At 69.3% G+C, this 19,120-nt stretch carries 18 protein-coding genes and 1 tRNA gene; 9 read left to right on the top strand and 10 right to left on the bottom strand.

Annotated elements, in window-relative coordinates; all coding sequences use genetic code 11:
• Positions 1-139 precede the first annotated feature (139 nt).
• The 3 genes from BZZ08_RS22815 to BZZ08_RS22805 form a co-directional block, all read right to left on the bottom strand.
• Positions 140-1,105 (bottom strand): DUF5926 family protein, encoded by a 966-nt coding sequence (locus BZZ08_RS22815; RefSeq protein WP_104634115.1) that lies wholly within the window; start codon positions 1,103-1,105, stop codon positions 140-142.
• 227 nt (positions 1,106-1,332) lie between these two features.
• Positions 1,333-1,971: an ATP-binding protein gene (locus tag BZZ08_RS22810; RefSeq protein WP_104634114.1), complete on the bottom strand. Its 639-nt coding sequence runs from the start codon at positions 1,969-1,971 to the stop codon at positions 1,333-1,335.
• A gap of 127 nt (positions 1,972-2,098) precedes the next feature.
• Positions 2,099-2,926 (bottom strand): glycerophosphodiester phosphodiesterase, encoded by an 828-nt coding sequence (locus tag BZZ08_RS22805; protein ID WP_104634113.1) that lies wholly within the window; start codon positions 2,924-2,926, stop codon positions 2,099-2,101.
• A 262-nt stretch (positions 2,927-3,188) separates the two neighbouring features.
• On the opposite strand from BZZ08_RS22805, the gene BZZ08_RS22800 reads away from it, so the two are divergent.
• Positions 3,189-4,793, top strand: coding sequence for a S1C family serine protease (locus BZZ08_RS22800; RefSeq protein WP_104634112.1), 1,605 nt, complete (start codon positions 3,189-3,191; stop codon positions 4,791-4,793).
• An 87-nt stretch (positions 4,794-4,880) separates the two neighbouring features.
• Here the strand turns inward: BZZ08_RS22800 and BZZ08_RS22795 are convergent, their stop codons facing one another.
• Entirely contained in the window at positions 4,881-5,774 is an 894-nt protein-coding gene (locus BZZ08_RS22795) for an NADP-dependent oxidoreductase (protein ID WP_198601637.1), read from the bottom strand.
• A gap of 71 nt (positions 5,775-5,845) precedes the next feature.
• Here BZZ08_RS22795 and BZZ08_RS22790 point away from each other — a divergent pair, with 71 nt between their 5' ends.
• Together BZZ08_RS22790 and BZZ08_RS22785 are read left to right on the top strand one after the other, a co-directional pair.
• Positions 5,846-6,436, top strand: coding sequence for a TetR/AcrR family transcriptional regulator (locus BZZ08_RS22790; protein ID WP_104634110.1), 591 nt, complete (start codon positions 5,846-5,848; stop codon positions 6,434-6,436).
• 62 nt (positions 6,437-6,498) lie between these two features.
• Positions 6,499-6,583, top strand: a tRNA-Ser gene (locus BZZ08_RS22785).
• Positions 6,584-6,720: 137 nt separating this feature from the next.
• Here the strand turns inward: BZZ08_RS22785 and BZZ08_RS22780 are convergent.
• Positions 6,721-7,560, bottom strand: coding sequence for a tyrosine-type recombinase/integrase (locus BZZ08_RS22780; RefSeq protein ID WP_274543292.1), 840 nt, complete (start codon positions 7,558-7,560; stop codon positions 6,721-6,723).
• Between the two features lie 287 nt (positions 7,561-7,847).
• Here BZZ08_RS22780 and BZZ08_RS22775 point away from each other — a divergent pair, with 287 nt between their 5' ends.
• Both BZZ08_RS22775 and BZZ08_RS38610 read left to right on the top strand, forming a co-directional pair.
• Positions 7,848-9,020 carry an AAA family ATPase gene (locus tag BZZ08_RS22775; RefSeq protein WP_157953354.1) on the top strand — a complete coding sequence of 391 codons (1,173 nt, stop codon included), beginning with the start codon at positions 7,848-7,850 and terminating at the stop codon, positions 9,018-9,020.
• Between the two features lie 53 nt (positions 9,021-9,073).
• Positions 9,074-9,955 (top strand): hypothetical protein, encoded by an 882-nt coding sequence (locus BZZ08_RS38610; RefSeq protein ID WP_133169219.1) that lies wholly within the window; start codon positions 9,074-9,076, stop codon positions 9,953-9,955.
• A 431-nt stretch (positions 9,956-10,386) separates the two neighbouring features.
• Here the strand turns inward: BZZ08_RS38610 and BZZ08_RS22770 are convergent, their stop codons facing one another.
• The 3 genes from BZZ08_RS22770 to BZZ08_RS22760 all read right to left on the bottom strand — a co-directional run bounded on the left by BZZ08_RS22770 (position 10,387) and on the right by BZZ08_RS22760 (position 12,464).
• Entirely contained in the window at positions 10,387-10,827 is a 441-nt protein-coding gene (locus BZZ08_RS22770; protein ID WP_133169218.1) for a hypothetical protein, read from the bottom strand.
• A gap of 197 nt (positions 10,828-11,024) precedes the next feature.
• Entirely contained in the window at positions 11,025-11,504 is a 480-nt protein-coding gene (locus BZZ08_RS22765; protein ID WP_104634107.1) for a hypothetical protein, read from the bottom strand.
• An 81-nt stretch (positions 11,505-11,585) separates the two neighbouring features.
• Positions 11,586-12,464 (bottom strand): bifunctional DNA primase/polymerase, encoded by an 879-nt coding sequence (locus BZZ08_RS22760; protein WP_104634106.1) that lies wholly within the window; start codon positions 12,462-12,464, stop codon positions 11,586-11,588.
• 364 nt (positions 12,465-12,828) lie between these two features.
• Between BZZ08_RS22760 and BZZ08_RS22755 the strand changes: the two genes are divergently transcribed.
• The 3 genes from BZZ08_RS22755 to BZZ08_RS22740 all read left to right on the top strand — a co-directional run bounded on the left by BZZ08_RS22755 (position 12,829) and on the right by BZZ08_RS22740 (position 15,871).
• Positions 12,829-13,155 carry a hypothetical protein gene (locus BZZ08_RS22755; protein WP_104634105.1) on the top strand — a complete coding sequence of 109 codons (327 nt, stop codon included), beginning with the start codon at positions 12,829-12,831 and terminating at the stop codon, positions 13,153-13,155.
• Between the two features lie 317 nt (positions 13,156-13,472).
• The gene (locus BZZ08_RS22745) at positions 13,473-14,069 is read left to right on the top strand and encodes a SigE family RNA polymerase sigma factor (RefSeq protein WP_198601635.1); all 597 of its coding nucleotides are present in this window, start codon (positions 13,473-13,475) and stop codon (positions 14,067-14,069) included.
• 125 nt (positions 14,070-14,194) lie between these two features.
• Complete coding sequence (locus BZZ08_RS22740) at positions 14,195-15,871, top strand: long-chain fatty acid--CoA ligase (RefSeq protein ID WP_104634102.1); 1,677 nt, start codon at positions 14,195-14,197, stop codon at positions 15,869-15,871.
• A gap of 131 nt (positions 15,872-16,002) precedes the next feature.
• Here the strand turns inward: BZZ08_RS22740 and BZZ08_RS22735 are convergent, their stop codons facing one another.
• Positions 16,003-17,292, bottom strand: a complete 1,290-nt coding sequence (locus BZZ08_RS22735) for an MFS transporter (RefSeq protein WP_104634101.1) — start codon at positions 17,290-17,292, stop codon at positions 16,003-16,005.
• Positions 17,293-17,431: 139 nt separating this feature from the next.
• Between BZZ08_RS22735 and BZZ08_RS22730 the strand changes: the two genes are divergently transcribed.
• Entirely contained in the window at positions 17,432-18,010 is a 579-nt protein-coding gene (locus BZZ08_RS22730) for a TetR family transcriptional regulator (protein WP_104634100.1), read from the top strand.
• Positions 18,011-18,067: 57 nt separating this feature from the next.
• On the opposite strand, the gene BZZ08_RS22725 is transcribed toward BZZ08_RS22730, so the two are convergent.
• Positions 18,068-19,120 (bottom strand): response regulator (locus tag BZZ08_RS22725; RefSeq protein WP_133169217.1); only part of this gene is annotated, 1,053 nt, incomplete at its 5' end.

The following is a 19,120-nucleotide window of genomic DNA, read 5'->3' as shown; positions in this document are numbered from 1 at the left end:
GGTTAGCAAATTCGATCTCTTGTTTTCCGGTCACCGACTGGCTTGTACGCAACGGGAGTTGTGACCGGAGTCACCCGTCCGCGAGCCACCGCTCCGGCTGACCGGTCGGTCAGCCGGGCGCGGCCCGCATGGCTGCGCGTCAGCTGAGGGTCACCTGCCGGTTGGTCAGACCGCCGCGCGCCCGGCGCTCGTCGTGCGTGAGCGGAGTGTCCGTGGCCAGGGCCTCGGCGAGCCGCTCGGCGAACTCCGCGGCCGGCTTCTCGATGTCCTGCGCGGTGACCTCGCTCGGCAGGTCCCACACCGGCACGGTGAGGCCGTGGGCGCGGAAGGAACCGACGAGGCGGGTGCCCTCGCCGAGGGACGACCGGCCCGCGGCGTGCAGCCGGGCAAGAGCGTCCAGAAGCCGCTCCTCCTCGTGCGGCATGACCCAGCGCAGGTGGTTCTTGTCCGGCGTCTCGCACCAGTAGGCGGCGTCCACGCCCTGCAGCCGGACGGTCGGGATGGCCGCGGCGTTGGCCCGCTCCAGGGAGGCGGTGACGTCCGGCGTGGCGTTGGCCGGGTCCGGCACCCAGAACTCGAAGCCCGAGTGCACCTCCGGCTCGAACGCGCCCTCGGGCGCGAGCAGGTCCTGCAGCCGCGGACCGTCGGCCGGCGCGCGGCGCCCCTGCACCGGGGTGCCCGGCTCGGCGGTCAGCGCCCGCGCGAGGGTGTCGGCGAGGTCGCGGCTGATGTCGCCCGACGCCGTGTCGTTCTGCAGGCCGAGCAGGACCGAGCCGTCGTCGCGGCGCAGGGCCGGCCAGGCCATCGGCAGCACCGTGGCCAGCGTGACGGACGGGACGCCCTCGGGCAGGCCGTCCCGCAGGGTCAGCTCGACCGTGGCCGCCGGCACCAGCTCCCGCAGCGCCACCCAGTCGCACTCGCCGGCCAGCCCTTCGAACGGGCGCTGCACCAGCGCGGTCGTGGCCTGCGCGGCGGTCCGGCCGTGGCAGGCCTTGTACCGGCGGCCGCTGCCGCAGGGGCAGGGCTCGCGGGCCCCGACGACCGGGATCTCGGCATCGTCGAGCTGGGGCCGCTTGGCCTTCGTCTGGGGTCGCTTCTTGGCCATCGTGGGTGTCTCCCGGTTACGGCTCTACTCGTACGGGCGCGAGCCTAGCCGTTCCCACTCCGGCCGTCGGGACCCTGTGGACGACGGGCCGCCTGTGGACAACTCGCCGCCAAGCCCGGCCCCGTACACCGCCACCGGACCGGCGCGAGTCGTCGTACGGGTCGGGCCAGGTCCTAGTACGGGTCGGGCCAGGCCGTCGTACGGGTCAGGCCAGGCCGTCGTAAGGGTCAGGACAGGTCCTCGAAGGCGTCCGCGAAGTCCAGGCCGGGGATCTCCGACACCGCCGGTGCCGAGATACGGGCGGCGAAGTCGTCGCGCCGGTGCCCGGCGTCCGGGTCGTGCACGTCGTCGTGGACGACGACCCAGACCGTGACCTCTCCGCGGGCGTCGTCCCGTACACCCCAGTCGTCGGCGAGTGCGGTGATGATGTTCAGCCCGCGGCCGCCGTGCGCGGTGACCGAGGGCGTCGCCGGAGCCGGGCGGGTCGGGCCGCCACCGTCCGTGACCTCCACCAGGAGCCGGCCGCCCGCGTCCACCTGCCACGCGGCCCGGACGTCGCCGTCCCCGGCCAGGGCGTCGCCCAGGGGACGGCCGTGCTTGCACGCATTGCTCAACAGCTCGGAAAGGACCAGTACAGCGTCGTCGATGACCGATTCCGCCACCCCGCCCCTGCGCAACTGATCGCGCATGCGGTGTCTCGCTTCCCCCACGCCCGCAGGGCCATGGGGCACGGCCATGCTCGACGACGTGGGCACTTCCTGTGCCACCACCAACGCCACCCCCGAGACCTCCTTCGCCCCACGCCACGGTGTGGATGCCCCATCGCCCTGAGCCGGAAACCGGCCGATCCCCGCACGGTGACGCATTCGACACGGTCGAACACGTACCGAACGCGCCGGAGCACTCCCCGTAATCACCTGGCTGGAATTGGTCGGTGTGGCCGAGACCGGAGAATGGAGCAGTCGGGTCGCCGGGTCAAGAGCCGCGGACGAATCAGCGGCCCAGGTGGTCCAGGACCGCGCGCGGCCGGTTGGTGATGATGGCGTCCACGCCCAGGTCGGAGCAGAGATCCACGTCGGCGGTCTCGTTCACCGTCCACACGTGCACCTGATGACCGGCCCGCTTCAGGCGCTCGATGTACGCGGGGTGGTTGCGCACGATCCGCATCGAGGGGCCTGCGATCCGGACACCCGCGGGCAGCCGTCCGTCGCGCAGCCGGGGCGAGACGAACTGCATCAGATAGACCGTCGGCAGCGTCGGCGAGGCGGTCCGCACCCGGTGCAGCGACCGGGCCGAGAAGCTCATCACCCGCACCGGGGACTCCTCGGCCGAGTCCGGGGCGTCGAGTCCGAACCGCTTCAGGAGCAGCAGCAGCCGCTCCTCCACCTGCCCCGCCCAGCGCGTGGGGTGCTTGGTCTCGATCGCCAGCTCCACGCGCCGCCCCGCGTCGGCGACCAGTTGCAGCAGCCGTTCCAGGGTCAGGACGGAGGTCTCCTCCCGGTCCTCGGGGCGGTGCTCCCAGTCGGGCTGCTCGTCGCGCGTGCGCCAGAACTCCCGGGTGCGGCGGGCGCCGAAGTCGAGGGCGGCGAGGTCGGCCAGCTCCAGCGCGGACACCGCACCGCGGCCGTTCGACGTACGGTTGACGCGCCAGTCGTGGACGCAGACGAGGTGGCCGTCGGCGGTCAGGCGCACATCGCACTCCAGGGCGTCCGCCCCGTCCTCGATCGCCTTGCGGTACGCGGCGAGGGTGTGCTCGGGTGCCTCCTCGGAGGCGCCACGGTGGGCGACGACCTGAATCCGGTGCTGTCGTGCGTGAGTCACCGCGTCATGGTGCCACCGCGGGCGGGTAGACGTGCCATCGGCTGAAACGGCAACGCGTCCGTTTAGTCTTGGATGACCTATATAAAGGACGGTCGGGGACCCACAGCTACCGCTTATGGTGCTCTGACGGCCCGTGGGAAAAGCTGATGGCATACAAAAGCACCAGCACATCCGCATCGCGCCGGACCGTGGAGCAGCGCGTGAGCGTGGCTGAGCGCGACCAGGGTGAGCGACAACCAGCCGTGGAACGAGGAGAGAAGCTGTGAGCACCGAGAACGAGGGCACCGCGGTACCCCCGGCCCCGTCCGCACCTCCCGTGCCGGTGGATGCTCCCGCTGCCTCCGCCCAGCCTCCCGCACCGCCCGCCCCGCACCAGGCGCCCGCCACCGCCCCCGACGCCCCGGCGGCTCCCCCCGCCGAGGCCCCGACCGCGGCGCAGGGTCACCCGGTGCCTCAGGGCGCGTCGCCGCAGGACCACCAGGCGCCCCAGGGGCACCAGGCTCCCCAGCCTCAGGGGCATCAGGCACCCCAGGGCGGCGAGGTCCCGCAGGGATCCACCGCTCCCGACGCTTCGTGGCCCCCGCCCCCGCCGCCGGGCACTCCGGGCCCCCCGGGCGCCCAGACTCCGACGTACGGCGGAGGCGGCCACAACGGCTACGGCAGCGGTTTCGGCGAGGGCCCCGGTGACGGGTCGGGCGGCGGAGCGGGCGGCTGGGGCGCCTCGTACCAGCAGCCCGCGCCGAAGCCGGGCCGCGGACGTGGCGGTGTGCTCGCCGGTGTGCTGATCGCCGCGCTGGTCGCGGGCGGTCTGGGCGGCGGTCTCGGCTACACCCTGGCCAGGAACAACGACGACGGCGGTTCCACCACGGTCTCCGCCTCCGACACCGGCGGCTCCGTCAAGCGCGAAGCGGGCACCGTCGCCGGCGTGGCCGCCAAGGCGCTGCCGAGCACGGTCACCATCCAGGCCGAGGGAAGCAACGGCGAGGGCGGCACCGGCACCGGGTTCGTCTTCGACAAGGAAGGCCACATCGTCACCAACAACCACGTGGTGGCGGAGGCGGTCGACGGCGGCAAGCTCAGCGCGACCTTCCCCAACGGCAAGAAGTACGACGCCGAGGTGGTCGGCCACGCCCAGGGCTACGACGTCGCGGTCATCAAGCTCGAGAACGCCCCCTCGGACCTGAAGCCGCTCTCCCTCGGCGACTCCGACAAGGTCGCCGTCGGCGACTCGACGATCGCCATCGGCGCCCCCTTCGGTCTGTCCAACACGGTGACCACGGGCATCATCAGCGCCAAGAACCGCCCCGTGGCCTCCAGCGACGGCAGCGCCGACAGCAAGGCGTCCTACATGAGCGCCCTGCAGACCGACGCGTCGATCAACCCGGGCAACTCCGGCGGCCCGCTGCTCGACGCGCAGGGCAACGTCATCGGCATCAACTCCGCGATCCAGTCGACCGGCAACGGCGGCTTCGGCACCGGCCAGGCCGGCTCCATCGGCCTGGGCTTCGCGATCCCGGTCAACCAGGCGAAGTTCGTCGCCCAGCAGCTGATCAAGACCGGCAAGCCGGTGTACGCGAAGATCGGTGCCTCCGTCTCCCTGGAGGAGACGACGAACGGCGCCAAGCTCACCGAGCAGGGCGTGGGCGGCTCCGACCCGGTCGAGAAGGGCGGCCCCGCCGACGACGCGGGCCTCAAGCCCGGTGACGTCATCACCAAGCTCGACGACCGGGTGATCGACAGCGGTCCGACCCTGATCGGCGAGATCTGGACCCACAAGCCCGGCGACGGGGTCACCGTCACCTACGAGCGCGGCGGCAAGCAGCACACGACCGAGGTCACCCTGGGCTCGAAGCTCGGCGACGACTGACCGGCGTTCTCCACCCCTCACGTTCAACCCACTTCGCCACCGGGGCCGGCCCCGGTGGCGAAGTGCGTCAGGAGGTGGGGACCCGGTTCAGACGACGATGACCCGGCGCCCGCGTGTGTGACCGGCTTGACTGTCGCGGTGCGCGGCCGCGGCCTCGGCGAGCGAGTACGACTTCTCGACCGGGATGTGGAGCTTCCCCCGCGAGATCAGGTCGACGGCCTCGGCGAGCGCCGCCGGCACGCTCCCGGCCACGCCGGAGAACCGGACACCGAACTCGGGCGCCCCGAGATCGGCGATGGTGACGACCCTCTCCGGACTCCCGGTCAGCTCGACCAACTCGGGGATCACACCCGAACCGGCCAGATCGAGAGCCGCGTCGACGTCGCCGAGCCCCCGCACCCGCTCGACCCAGCCCTCGCCGTACGTCGTGGCGACGGCACCGAGGCCGCGCAGGTACTCCTGGTTGGCGGCACCGGCCGTACCGATCACCCTGATGCCGCGCTCGCGGGCGATCTGCAGCACCGCCGACCCGACTCCCCCCGACGCGCCGCTGACCAGCAGCGTCTGCCCGGGCCGTACGCCGACCTCGCGGATGACGCGCAACGCGGTCTCCACCACGGAGGGATACCCGGCCGCCTCTTCGAAGGTCAGCCCCTCCGGCATCCGCGCCCAGGCCCCGAGCACGGCGAACTCGGCGTAGGTGTCGGCGCCCTCGCCGAATACCCGGTCCCCGACCTCGACCCCGGTGACCCCCTCGCCGACCTCGTCCACCACCCCGGCGGCGTCCAGCCCGACCCCGGCGGGCAGTTCGACCGGATGCGCCCCCAGCACCTGCCCCTCCCTGACCCGCCAGTCGACGGGATTCACTCCCGCCGCCCGCACGGCGACGCGTATGCGACCGGGCCCCGCGTGGGGCTCCTCGGCGTCGACCAGGCGCAGAACGTCCGGACCGCCGAATTCCTCGAAGCTCACTTTCTTCATGCGGCCGACCGTAGCACTAACGGATAGCGTTTCATAACAGTTATTGTTTCGTACCTGCTAGCCTGCCGGGCATGACCGTGCAACAGTCGGGCCGCCGCGAGCGCAAGAAGGCCGCGACCCGTCAGAAGATCGCCGACACCGCGCTGCGGCTCTTCCTGGAACGCGGGTACGACGCGGTGGGCATCCGTGACGTGGCCGCCGAGGCCGACGTGGCCGTCACCACGCTCTTCTCCCACTTCGCCTCGAAGGAGGCCCTGGTCTTCGAGCAGGACGAGGACTTCGAGCACCGCCTCACGCGCGCGGTCACCGACCGGGCACCGGACGAGCCACTGATCCCCGCGCTGCGCCGCGAGGTCCTGGCCCTGGTCCGGCACTGCACCGCGGACAGCGCCGCCCCGATCTGGCGCATGATCGACGCGTCCCCCGCCCTGCGGAAGTACGACGAGTCGGTACGCCTGCGCCACGCGGAAGCACTGGCCAGGGTCATCGCCGCCGACCCCACCCTGACCCGGAGCGAAACCGCCGCCCGCACCCTCGCGCGGTTCGTGATCGACGCCTACTCACTGTCCCGCGAGGCCCCCGACCCCGAGGCCGCCCTCGACGAGATCTTCCCGATGATCGAGGCGGCCTGGCAGGCGGCCCGCCCCCCACACCACACGTGAGCCCGCACGGCGGACGCTGCCGGTAGGCTGTACCCGCTCCGCCCCAGGCGGGACGGTGCGGAGGTGGGTTGCCCGAGCGGCCTAAGGGAACGGTCTTGAAAACCGTCGTGGCGCAAGCCACCGTGGGTTCAAATCCCACACCCACCGCAGGCAGGTCAGAGACCTAGCAGGTCAGAAGGGGTGCAGCTCTCCGGGGCGGCACCCCTTCCGCATGACCTTGTCTCACCCTGGCTCGCCCATATCCCAGGGTTGACCAGTACGTATGGGCCATCTGTGGGCCAGGATCAGGGCCGCTCCTCGCCGTCGAGAGCGCGGGCGATGAGGCTGTTGGAATGCTGCTGCCCGCCCTTGAGGATCTTCGCGTAGAAGCGGTACAGCACGGCGATGCTGTGGCCGGCGCGTGCGGCGACCTCTGCGGGGTCCACTCCTGATTTGATCCACAGTGAGACGCCTGCATGCCGCAGGGAGTACGGCACTGCCGCAAGCTCGGACTTCACCTCTTTGGGGCTGAGCACCGCTTTCCGCGCCTTCTCCCACATGGCGCAGTACTCGGTAGGGTCCACTCGTCCTCCCCGCGCTGCTCTGAACAACCGGCCATCATCGGCCGTGCCGTACCGGGCGATGTGCTCCCGAAGTAGATGCACGAGAACGGGCGGGATCGGAACCGTGCGTGTTGCCCCGCTCCTACGTCGCTTCAGGCCGCGCTTCTCGTATGACGTGCCGTCATCGGTCCAGCCACCGCCTACCTCCGGGCGGCTCTCCCCAAGCAGCAGCTCGCCCCATTCCTTGACCGAGTCGGGAGTGTTCGGCGGCAACGTGCAGTCCGACTCCTTAAGCGCAACGATCTCCCCGGGGCGCATGGCTGCGTAGTAGAGGCACCCGCAGAACGCATGAAGGTGGGCACCGCGCGGTTCCAAGTCCCGAACGGCCTCAAGCAGGGCTCGCGCGACATCCGGGCCAGGGACGTACCGGAAACCGATCTCGTCGTCACTATCAGGCGGCGTCCAGTCCACTCGGGGCAGCGGATTAGCGCTGAGCAGACCCTCTTCTTCGACCGTGTAACGCAAGACGTTGCTTACCACCCTGCGGGCGAACCGGCGCAGGCGGCACCACTCGAGAGCCATCCGGCATGAGAGAAGAGGTTTGTCGTAGCTAGTGCAGTTAGGTCCACTTTGGCGCGAGCCTCGAAGATCACGGCTCTGGCGCTGTGATCTAGCGAGCGGTCCCATGATCACTCACTCTCAAGGAGCCCCCGCTCAACCGATGCGTCGACGCGCACGCGAAACGCCACGACCCAACTTTCGACAGTGAGTAGACCAGTAGCCGTTAGCGTTAGATACTGTCCCTCCTGTCGCCACGCGAAAGAATCAGCACAACCGTTTCAGTGGCCCTCTGACGGATAAGGCTTCAAGTGACTTACATCAAGTCCTTCTCAGTAAATGGTTTGGCCGGCAGGAAAGGGACTGTTAGGCGATCAATCAATCGAGACACCAACATCTTCTGGGGATTCAACGGTTCCGGCAAGACGTCACTTCTCAAAATTCTACACAGCGCCCTCGAGAATAACGCTAGCACCCTTACTCGGGTGCCGTTTAGGTCGGCCACGGTCACATTTTACAGCGATACCTTCAAGACTGATTTTACAAGGAAGATCACCAAAAAATCCGTCCATGAGGCTGCCGCAGGAATCCACAGAAAATATGAAGTGGCGCAGAATGTGCTAGTGGAGTCTCGGGTATTCAATTGGGAAACGACCACAAAAAAAGAAAGTCTGCCCGAAGATGCGCTGGAATCGAGATTCCAGCATACGTATCTATCAATCAACCGGATCAATGAGTCGAGGAGACGGAACGTGTACTCGCAGAGGTCGGATTTTGGCCACTCCGCCCTCGATGAGGAAACCCTGGATGAATTGTTTGCGCAAGAGATCAAGAATATCTGGCAGAATTACAATACCAAGTCCCTGACCGAGATTAGGGATGTGCAAGAAAAAGGGCTTGCGCTGACATTGTCGTCTGTCCTCGGCGGAAGCGAAAAACTCCTAAAGGAAGGAGTGCCGAGTATGGACAGTAAACAGGCATACGAAGTTGTACGTGATTTCTTCGCGGACCAACGATTGCGCAGGCATCTAAAACTTGGAACTTACGGGTCCTTCGCAAAGAACTATGAGCGCGATCCACTGCTGCGTACGGTAGTGTCTGAAATTAGTGAAGTTCAACAAGAGATCGAAGCGGCACTTGAACCACAGCTCAAGATTCAGCGGCTAGTCAACGAAATGTATGGGGGTGATAAGGAGTTGACTTTCAATCGAGGACAGTTGGAGATTACGTCAAACGGCGAGGAAATTTCAATCGAGTCCCTTTCCGGCGGCGAAAAACAGCTCCTTCGGTTGCTTCTTGAATGTTTGGCCGCTGAGGAATCAACATTGTTGGTTGATGAGCCTGAGTTGTCGCTGCATGTTGATTGGCAGCACAGGCTGATTGAAGCTATGCAGGTCGTGAACCCGAAGGCACAACTAGTCATGGCTACGCACTCGCCAGACGTTATGGCGGATCTCTCTGAGGACAGGATTTTTCCGCTGTGACAGGAACAAAAAAGATCACTCGTCCTCGGTCCTCTTTCCTGCGCAGAGCGGCTATGTCGAGAGATAAGGTCTTCCTGATCGTCGAAGGTCGAGACTACGATAGGGCTCACTATTCGAGAATATGCGAATCCAGCAAGAAGATCAAAGACGCTGGATATCAAGTGTGGCTAGTTGAGCAAATTCGCGATGAGGTGACTGGGAAATCTGCTGGTGGCAAACCGGCGGTGTTGTCATTCTTCGATCATTGCAAGAGGGGGAGATCGCTGCAGCTGAGCTCACCGTTGGGGGATCGACTTCTATTCTTCTGCCTAGATAGAGATAATGAGCAAATCTCCGGAGGGGGGCGACGCAACCCTCACATTCTTTACACCCAGAATAGTGATGTGGAAGCCGATATATTCGCTCATGGGATCTCGGAAGAAGTGATGATGAGTTCCCTCTCTTTGGACAGATGGACTGCAAGAAAAGCTCTAGGCTACTTGGGTGACTGGAGACTGGAGCTCGCTGTCCTATGGAGGGAGTGGGTTGAACTGTGCTGCCTTGCAAAGGCGCTCGACGCCCGATGTGACGTAGGTTTCGGAAGAGAGTCGAGTATTAACCCGGACAAATATGGAATCGTTGACCCTGCCCTCGCTGCTGCTGCGCGGGCTAGAGTGAGGCGTAGGAGCAAGCTCCCACCCTCTGAGACGTCCAAAGTTGAAGCGAAGGTTGCCGTTAAAATATCCTCCGCATATGCGACGGGAGACGCGAGGCGCACACTTAAGGGGAAGTGGATACCTAATTTTCTGGCATGGAAGCTAAAATGCCATTTTGGTGAAAACCCTGTAGCGATGCAAGGGTTTGAAGTTTCTATCGGTCGACTAGTGATGCACTCCATTGACTATTCGGGTAAATGGGTGGCATTTTATCACAAGCGCATAGAAGCGATGCTGTAAATTCACCTCCCTGAAGGGTCTGTGGGAGTGTCATTAAACGAGCGGGCCCGGGAGCTACGTGGCGCTCGCTCCTGTAGCAAATGTCGACCCTGTGTTGAACTGGTTTTGGCTACTGCCACCCGGCGATCACTGTTCATTGGCGTACGCGCATCCCTGCGACCGGTTCAGTGGCCCCAATGAACGCTCCTGGACGGCCGTGGGAACCGTACGAAAGCGTGCGCTCTGTTGGCGCGCTTGAGGGAGACGGCAGCTGGCTCCTCCTGCGCCCATGGGCCATGTGTGGGCCAGTTGCACCCTCGCGAGAGTCGAAACCGTCCCTGACCAGGACGCACACACTGCATGCTTGACGCTCTTGAAAACCGTCGTGGCGCAAGTCACCGTGGGTTCAAATCCCACACCCACCGCGGTGTTTGACGGCCCCTGACCAGGCGTTACGGTCGGGGGCCGGCGCCGTACGCGCTGCCCGCCCGGCGGCTGTCGCGCTTCTGTTGCCGCCCGGTCACCACGATCCAACCGGCGGCCATCACGGTTCCCGCAACGCCGGCCAAGGCCAGCAGCCCCTTTGCTGGAATCACGTCGTCGCCGCTCGGATACTTCTGGCCACACAGCCGTACGGTCTTCGGGGCCGCGGCGGCGGCTTCGACGCACACTGTGGTGCCAAGCGTGGGTTCCGTGGGGGCAGTTCCCTGGCCTACGGGCAGGTCTTCTGTGGCAAAGCGTTGACCGTCAATTCGGTAGGACACTCGGAAATTGGTCCCGCCTTTGACGTGTACGACCCTGTCGATGACTCCGTTGGCTTGCACCGGGGAGGCATCAATCCGCCGGGCATCGGTGACCTCGGCGACCAGCGAACCGCCGCCCACGAACGCCACTCCGAGGCACCCCGCCGCAATGACAAGCGGCACTCCCCTCCCGCGTCCCCAAGCCCCCCACCGCATCGGGCCAGTCTCACACGGCGGGCCAGACGCTGACAGAGTTACTACCTCCGATACATGCTCTGCCATCGCTCCGGAAGGTGACGTACGAAACCGGCTGCGTCTCCGTTCGTGTGGCGGCGAACGGCCGGGGTTCAAGGCCCGTACGGCGGGTCCTCCAGTTCGTAGCCCCGGGCCAGGGACGGCCAGTCGATGTCCCGCAGGGTGGGGTCCGGGTCGTTCGGGGCCGGGATTCGGGGCGTCGGCTGGAACCAGATGACGGTGAGGCCGGAGCGGTAGGCGACCGGGTCGGCGGCCGGGGTCAGGGGGGTCGAGGAGAAGCGGCCGACGCAGGCGACGCGTGGGAGTGTCTCGACGGGGCCGAAGGCGCCCGCGTACTGGTCCGGGTACGCGCGCGGCGGCGGGATCAGGTGGACCGGCACGGTGGGGGACATCTGGGCGGCGGTGTGCAGGAGGGCCCGGATGCGCAGGTCGTTGGCGGGGCGGCACGGGTAGCCGTGCGGCATGTCGCCGTAGGTCGGGCTGAGGCGCAGGTCGGTCAGGTCGACGCTGCGGCCGCAGGACAGGGCGATCCGGGTCAGCGACAGGTTCGGCACTCTGGGGCGGTCGTGCATCGGCGTCTTTCGGTTGCGTGCCGGGTGGGACGGGCGCCCAGGTGGCCGGGGGAGGCGGAGGCAGGGGCGGCTCGGCGTTCGTCAGGGGCGGTGGCCCGTCATGCGGGCCGCCGAGGCGAGGGTCGCGCGGGCCTCGCGTTCGGTCAGGCCGGTGGTGCGGGCGGCTTCCAGCAGCGGGGCCAGCAGGGCCGCGCCGATGCCGTTCTCGTAGGCGCGGCAGGCCGCCCAGAAGAGGCGGGTGTTGCGCTGGCCCCGGTGCGCGGCGAGGACGAACTGGACCAGGCCCCGGCCGTCGCCGCCCGTCGTCCCGCCCCCGGTATGCCGCACCGGGGGCGGGAGCAGCAGGCGCAGGAGGGAGGGCGGGCAGGGCGCGGGGGCCAGGTGGGCTGTGCCGGGCGCGGTCGTGTAGGCGCCGTGGCGGGTGCGGGAGCCGGGGCCGACCAGGTAGCCGCCGGCGCCGCGGATGTCGATGCCGGGGGCGAGGCGGCCGGCCGAGTTGGGGACGACGTGGTCGGGCGGGCCGGTCAGCCAGAGGTGGCGGCCGCCGCTGGGGGTCAGGACGACGACCGTGGGCGGGATCGTGAAGAGGTGGCGCAGGGCCAGTTCGCGCAGGGCGGTCGAGGAGTCCGTCTCCGAGTTGTCCGATTTCGTGTCCAGGTCGACGCCGATCAGGTGGTGCGGCGGCAGGCCGCAGGCGATGCCGTAGCCCGTGGCCCAGGGCGCGGCGGCGAACAGCGCGCGGACGCGGGCCGGGTCGGTGGAGGCGTCGTGGACGCCGTGGCCGAAGCGTCCGCACTCGCCGCGGCAGGTGAGCGGCTCCGGCGCCGGGGCGTCGCGGTGGGGGGAGCGCAGCGCCGGGAGCTTCGTCCGGGACAGCGGGATGACGGCCAGCCCGCGTTCCGCGGCTGACAGGGCGTGTGCGAGGGCCAGCGTCGTGGCCTGCCGGTCGGTGGTGGCCATGGGTCTATGTTCGTACGTATGTTCGACAAAGGGAAGAGGAGAGGGTGCGACACGCCGGGGAGGTGAGGGCGGGGAGAGGAAGTGGCGGAACGCTTCACCTCTTGTGGGGCTTGAGGCGGAGTCGTCCGTGCTGTCCCGTCGTGAGACGGAAGGGAAGCAAAGGGGTTTATCGACTTGTCCTCACGCTTGAGGGCGAATCAGGGCTTCCGGGGTGGTTCGCCGGGGATTCGATGGGCAACTCTGATCACGCGACGTCGTGCACAGCGTCGAGGCGGTCGGCCAACTGCCTTGGCACAAGCCCTAGTTCTCGTACTTCTCGCGTTGTCGGCTGGAAGCCGGTGCGCACTTGTTCTGGAGGAACAACATGGCAAGCATCCGTACCGCCCGTGTCGTCGCCGCCGTCGCCGCCCTTCCGCTCGCCGCCGCTCTCTTCGGCGGGATCGCGACGGCGGACAACGGGGCCTTCGCGGACGACGGATCGAACGCGACCGCCGCCAGTGCCAACGCCGGCATCCTCGGCAGCGGTGTCGGCGGGAACAACAACGGCAACTCGTCCACCACGCAGCAGCAGGCGGTCGGCTCCGGGGCCTCGAACCAGAGCAACACCGCGCAGGTCGACGGCTCCGCCTTCACCGCGATCAACCAGGGCAACGAGAACGTGGCCGTCAGCTTCTCCCCGCTGTGGTGGTGAGCTGAGGGGCCGGCGCGGGTGCGCTGACGCGCCGGCCCCGGTTTCTTGTGCGGGTGTGCTTCATGGGGTCGCAGTGCGTCCGGGCGGCGGTGCTTCGGCACCGTCGCCCGGGCGTTTTCGCGCCCCCCGATCGACCGGAGCCGTCCGCGCGGGTGCTCCTTCCGCGCCGGACCCCCAGGGGTCAACCCGCAGTACCCCTCCTCCCCCACTCCACCTACAGGAGGTGGGGCCAACACCACCCCTACAACCTGAGGCGGACTCTGCTTCGGGACCTGCGGCCGATCCGCCGGGCATCCCCTCGCTCATAGCGTTGAGCCATGACCACACCCGTCTGCACCAGCGCTTCGAACGCCGCCACCGCCCTGGCGCCGGCCACGGCACCGGCCGCGGCCACGGCCAGGGCGCAGACCTTCCCCTACCCGTCGTTCTCCTCGTACGTGAAGGCCCGCCAGCCGGTGCTGCTGCGTACCGCCCGGTCGCTCACCGCCAACCCGAGCGACGCGGAGGACCTGCTGCAGACCGCGCTCGCCAAGACGTACGTGGCCTGGGAGCGCATCGAGGACCACCGCGCCCTGGACGGCTATGTGCGCCGGGCGCTGCTGAACACCCGGACCTCGCAGTGGCGCAAGCGCAAGGTCGACGAGTTCGCCTGCGACGAGCTGCCCGAGCCGGAGCCCGTGCCCGGCGGCGACGACCCGGCGGAGCGGCAGGCCCTGCACGACGCGATGTGGCGGGCGATCATGAAGCTGCCCGCACGGCAGCGCGCGATGGTCGTCCTCAGGTACTACGAGGACCTCAGCGAGGCCCGGACGGCGGAAGTGCTGGGCGTCTCCGTGGGCACCGTGAAGTCGGCGGTCTCCCGGGCCCTCGGCAAGCTCCGGGAGGACCCTGAGCTGGGGTTTGTGCGGTCCTGAACCGGTCTGTGCACCCCCGGTGGGATCGTGCACGCGGACCCGCCCACTGATCGATCACCCGGGACTAGTGACATACCGCGCGGTATGTGCGCAGAATCAGCGCAACCCTTGCCGCCGCGTAGGCAATGTCGCCCCGGGAGGACACCGTGCTGAGCACGATGCAGGACGTACCGCTGCTGATTTCGAGGATCCTGGCCCACGGGTCGGCCATCCACGGCAGCTCGCAGGTGACCACCTGGACTGGTGAGGACGAGCCGCACCGCCGCTCCTTCGCCGAGATCGGCGCCCGCGCCGCCCAGCTGGCGCACGCCCTGCGCGAGGACCTCGCCGTCGGCGACGACGAACGCGTGGCGACCCTCATGTGGAACAACGCCGAGCACGTCGAGGCGTACTTCGCGATCCCCTCCATGGGCGCGATCCTCCACACCCTCAATCTCCGCCTCCCGCCCAAGCAGCTGGCCTGGATCGTGAACCACGCCGCCGACCGGGTCGTGATCGCCAACGGATCGCTGCTGCCGCTGCTCGCCCCGCTGCTGCCGCACCTCAAGCCGGTCGAGCACGTCGTCGTCAGCGGGCCGGGCGACCGCTCCCTGCTGGACGGGGCCGCGGTCCAGGTGCACGAGTACGAGGACCTGATCGCCGGCAAGCCCACCACGTACGACTGGCCCGAGCTGGACGAGCGCGCCGCGGCGGCCATGTGCTACACCTCCGGCACCACCGGCGACCCCAAGGGCGTGGTCTACAGCCACCGCTCCATCTACCTGCACTCCATGCAGGTCAACATGGCGCAGTCGATGGGCCTGACCGACCAGGACACCTCGCTGGTGGTGGTCCCGCAGTTCCACGTCAACGCCTGGGGACTGCCGCACGCCACCTTCATGACCGGCGTGAACATGCTGATGCCGGACCGCTTCCTGCAGCCCGCGCCCCTCGCCGCGATGATCGAGGGCGAGCGGCCCACGCACGCCGCCGCCGTCCCCACCATCTGGCAGGGCCTGCTCGCCGAGCTGACGGCCAAGCCCCGCGACGTCTCCTCCCTCACCCAGGTCACCATCGGCGGCTCGGCCTGTCCCCCGTCGCTGATGGAGGCGTTCGACGCGCTCGGCATGCGGGTCTGCCACGCCTGGGGCATGACGGAGACCTCGCCGCTCGGCACGGTCGCCCGGCCGCCGGCCCACGTGGTGGGGACGCCGGAGGAGTTCGCGTACCGCCTCACCCAGGGCCGTTTCCCGGCCGGCGTCGAGGCCCGCCTCACCGGTCCCGGCGGCGAGCGCCTGCCCTGGGACGGCGAGTCCGCCGGTGAGCTGGAGGTGCGCGGCAACTGGATCGCCGGCGCCTACTACAACGGCCCCGGCGCGGACCCGCTGCGTCCCGACGACAAGTTCAGCGAGGACGGCTGGCTGAAGACGGGCGACGTCGGCACCATCTCCCCGGACGGGTTCCTCACCCTCACCGACCGGGCCAAGGACGTCATCAAGTCCGGCGGCGAGTGGATCTCCTCCGTGGAGCTGGAGAACGCGCTGATGGCCCACCCGGACGTCACCGAGGCCGCCGTGGTCGCCGTACCGGACGACAAGTGGGGCGAGCGGCCGCTGGCCACCGTCGTCCTCAAAGAGGGGGCCGACGTCGACTTCACCGCCCTGCGCACCTTCCTCGCCGAGGACGGCAAGATCGCCAAGTGGCAGCTCCCGGAACGCTGGACGGTCATCGAGACGGTGCCGAAGACCAGCGTCGGCAAGTTCGACAAGAAGGTGCTGCGCCGGCAGTACGCCGACGGCGGTCTCGACGTCACCCGCCTCTGACCGACGCGTGCACGATGACGCCGGGCGGTAGGCCCCACGGCCTCCCGCCCGGCGCCCCTTCCGTCCTCACCGCGCGAGGCGTGCGGCCCTGGCCGTGCTCATCGCGCGGGGGCGTGCGGCCCGGGCCGTCCTCACCGCGCCGGGCGCACGGCCGTGGCCGTCCACCCCAGCACCAGCCAGGCCCCCGCCACCGCGCACACGCCGCCCCAGCCCCAGTGGGCGAACGCGGGTCCCGCGAGGGCGGAGGCCAGCGCGCCGCCCGCGAAGCCGGCGACGACGTACGCCGTGTTGGCGGTGGCCGGGGCCGAGGTGGTGGTCAGGGCGAGGGTCTGGTTGGCGACGTGCGAGGCGACCAGGGCGGCGTGCACCAGGACGGCGGCCGCGCACAGGGCCGCCATCGCCTGTCCGCCCAGCCAGAACAGCGGCACCGACAGGGCGGCCAGCGCGTACGCGGACCGTACGACCTTGGCGGCGCCGAACCGGTCGACCAGGCCCCCGGCGAGCGGCGCGACCACGCTCGCCGCCAGCCCGAACAGGCCGAACAGCCCGGCCGCGGCGGTGGTCAGGCCGTACCCCTCGTCCCCCGCGAGCAGCAGCGCGAGCGAGGTCCACAGGGCGCTCCAGGCGCCGTACATCCCCGCCTGCCGCACGCACGCCCGCCACAGGTCGGGTGAGCGGCGCACCACGCCGGGTATCGCGACGAGCCCCGCGAACAGCGGACCCCGGCGCGGCCGGCGCTCCACGGGCAGGATGTACGCGGTCGCCAGCCCCAGTACGGCGGTCAGGACGGCGGCGCCCACGAACACCGCGCGCCAGCCGAAGGCCTGCCCGGCGAGACCGCCGGCCACCCGGGCCGCCACGACGCCGGTGAACAGGCCCGCGATGACGGCGGCGACGTGCCGGGCCCGGCGGTCGGCGGGGGCGCGCTCGGCGACCAGTGGGACGAGCAGCTGCGGTACGACGGTCGCGGCCGAGGCGACCAGGACGGCGCCCGCGAGCGCGCCGGTCCCGGCGGACACGGCGGCGGCGAGCAGGGCCGCCGTGGCGACCAGCGAGAGGACGGCGACCAGTCGGCGCCGGTTCACGCTGTCCCCGAGCGGGGCGAAGAAGAGCAGGCCGGCCGCGTACCCCAGCTGCGCGACCGAGGCGAGCCAGGCGACCCCCGACGGCGTGGAGCCCATGTCGTGGGCGATGAGGGGGAGCAGCGGCGCCGCGAGGTAGATGTTGGCGGCCGTGACGGCGGTGCACAGGGCGATCAGGGGGAGGAAGAGGCGGGCGGCGGCGCCGGACGGACCGGCCCCGGAGGTCACCTCCCTGGGCCGACGCACGGGACCGGTTTCGAGCCCGGCCCGCTGGATCGCGGAAGCGGGCGGTGATGACGGCGATGACAGCGGTGACGGTGATGACAGCGGTGACGGCATGAGCGGAGCGAGTCCTTCGAGTGCGCGCTAAGTAGCAACTAACTGGTTGGTTGGAACTAACTCCGGGATTTTGGCCCGCATTCCCGAAGCCTGTCAACCAAATAGTTGGTTACCGCGGCCGGCCCGCTACCCTGGCCCCATGGCAGCAAGGGACCCCGAGGCCACCAAGGCCCGGATCTTCGAGGCGGCGGTGGCGGAGTTCGCCCGCCACGGCATCGCCGGCGCCCGCATCGACCGCATCGCGGCCGAGGCCAAGGCCAACAAGCAGCTGATCTACGCCTACTACGGCAACAAGGGCGAGCTGTTCGCGTCCGTCCTCGAGAAGAAGATGCTCGACCTCGCGATCTCCGTCCCCGTCGACCCGGACGACGTCGAGGGCTGGATCGACCGCCTGCTGGACTACCACGCCGCCCACCCCGAGCTGCTGCGCCTGCTCTTCTGGGAGGGCATGGAGTACGGCACCGCCGAGCTGCCCCACGAGGCGGAACGCCAGGCGCACTACGCCCGCAAGGTCGCCACCCTGCGGGACGGCCAGGAGCGCGGTGTGGTCACCGACGCCATCCCGGCGCCCGACCTCCTGTTCCTGCTGGTGGCGATGGCGAACTGGGCGGTCGTCGTGCCGCAGATGAAACGCATCCTGATCGGCGGCGGTGACGACGACGCCGACCGCCTGCGCGACTCGATCAAGCAGGCGGCCCGGCGGATCGTCGACCGCTGACCCGCAGGGGCGCCCTCGGAGGGGCGCCCTCAGCCGGTCCCGATCCCCTGAGTCAGGTCAGTTGGTCCCGATCCGCGAGAGCAGCTCGACGATCCGGGACTGCACCTCACCGCTGGTGGAACGCTCCGCCAGGAACAGCACCGTCTCGCCCGAGGCCAGCCGGGGCAGGTCGTCCTGGTCGACGGCGGCGGTGTAGACGACCAGCGGGGTGCGGTTGAGCTGCCCGTTGGCGCGCAGCCAGTCGACGATCCCGGCGGCCCCCTCCTGGCGCCGCTGCACCCGCATCAGGTCCATCACGACCAGGTTCGGCCGGAACTGCCCGGCCAGCGTCACCGCGTCGGCGTCGCTCGCCGCCCGCGCCACCTGCATCCCTCGCCGCTCCAGCGTCGAGGTCAGCGCCAGCGCGATCTCCGCGTGCTCCTCGATCAGCAGTACGCGCGGCGGGTGCTGCTCGCTGTCCCGGGGCGCGAGCGCCTTCAGCAGGACGGCGGGATCGGCGCCGTACGCGGCATCCCGCGAGGCCTGTCCGAGTCCGGCCGTGACCAGCACCGGTACCTCGGCCGCCACCGCCGCCTGCCGCAGCGACTGGAGCGCCGTGCGCGTGATCGGCCCGGTCAGCGGGTCCACGAACAGCGCGGCCGGGAACGCCGCGATCTGCGCGTCGACCTCCTCGCGCGAGTGCACGATCACCGGCCGGTAGCCGCGGTCGCTGAGCGCCTGCTGTGTGGAGACGTCCGGCGCGGGCCACACCAGCAGCCGGCGCGGGTTGTCCAGCGGCTCCGGCGGCAGCTCGTCGTCCATCGGCTGCGGACGCGGCGGATCGGCCACCTCGACGGCCCCGCCGGGACCGTCCAGCGGCTCGGGTCCCTCGGCGGCGTTCCGGTCCGGTGCCCCTATGGCGTACGACCGTCCGGCGCCCTCGGTGACCGGCGCGAGCCGTCCCTGACCGCCGGCCAGGGACGCCTGGTCCTGCTGGGGCGGGGTCTGCGGCTGGGACTGCTGCGTCGGCCGGCCGGTGGGCGGCTGTTCGGCGGGCGGGTGCGGGCGGGCCGGCTGTTCCGCGCGGGTGGTGGCCGGGTCGGGCGGCGTGCCCAGCTTGCGGCGCCGTCC

The organism is Streptomyces sp. MH60 (genome assembly GCF_002939385.1).
GTDB lineage: Bacteria > Actinomycetota > Actinomycetes > Streptomycetales > Streptomycetaceae > Streptomyces.
The sequence above is the reverse complement of the archived record's forward strand: the minus strand, read 5'-3'. Positions and strand labels throughout refer to the sequence as shown.

Coding starts and splice junctions, on each gene's coding strand:
- BZZ08_RS22815 (WP_104634115.1), bottom strand. CDS start 1,105: ATGGCCAAGAAGCGACCCCAGACGAAGGCCAAGCGGCCCCAGCTCGAC.
- BZZ08_RS22810 (WP_104634114.1), bottom strand. CDS start 1,971: ATGCGTCACCGTGCGGGGATCGGCCGGTTTCCGGCTCAGGGCGATGGG.
- BZZ08_RS22795 (WP_198601637.1), bottom strand. CDS start 5,774: ATGAAGAAAGTGAGCTTCGAGGAATTCGGCGGTCCGGACGTTCTGCGC.
- BZZ08_RS22790 (WP_104634110.1), top strand. CDS start 5,846: ATGACCGTGCAACAGTCGGGCCGCCGCGAGCGCAAGAAGGCCGCGACC.
- BZZ08_RS22780 (WP_274543292.1), bottom strand. CDS start 7,560: ATGGCTCTCGAGTGGTGCCGCCTGCGCCGGTTCGCCCGCAGGGTGGTA.
- BZZ08_RS38610 (WP_133169219.1), top strand. CDS start 9,074: ATGTCGAGAGATAAGGTCTTCCTGATCGTCGAAGGTCGAGACTACGAT.
- BZZ08_RS22765 (WP_104634107.1), bottom strand. CDS start 11,504: ATGCACGACCGCCCCAGAGTGCCGAACCTGTCGCTGACCCGGATCGCC.
- BZZ08_RS22760 (WP_104634106.1), bottom strand. CDS start 12,464: ATGGCCACCACCGACCGGCAGGCCACGACGCTGGCCCTCGCACACGCC.
- BZZ08_RS22755 (WP_104634105.1), top strand. CDS start 12,829: ATGGCAAGCATCCGTACCGCCCGTGTCGTCGCCGCCGTCGCCGCCCTT.
- BZZ08_RS22745 (WP_198601635.1), top strand. CDS start 13,473: ATGACCACACCCGTCTGCACCAGCGCTTCGAACGCCGCCACCGCCCTG.
- BZZ08_RS22740 (WP_104634102.1), top strand. CDS start 14,195: ATGTCGCCCCGGGAGGACACCGTGCTGAGCACGATGCAGGACGTACCG.
- BZZ08_RS22735 (WP_104634101.1), bottom strand. CDS start 17,292: ATGCCGTCACCGCTGTCATCACCGTCACCGCTGTCATCGCCGTCATCA.
- BZZ08_RS22730 (WP_104634100.1), top strand. CDS start 17,432: ATGGCAGCAAGGGACCCCGAGGCCACCAAGGCCCGGATCTTCGAGGCG.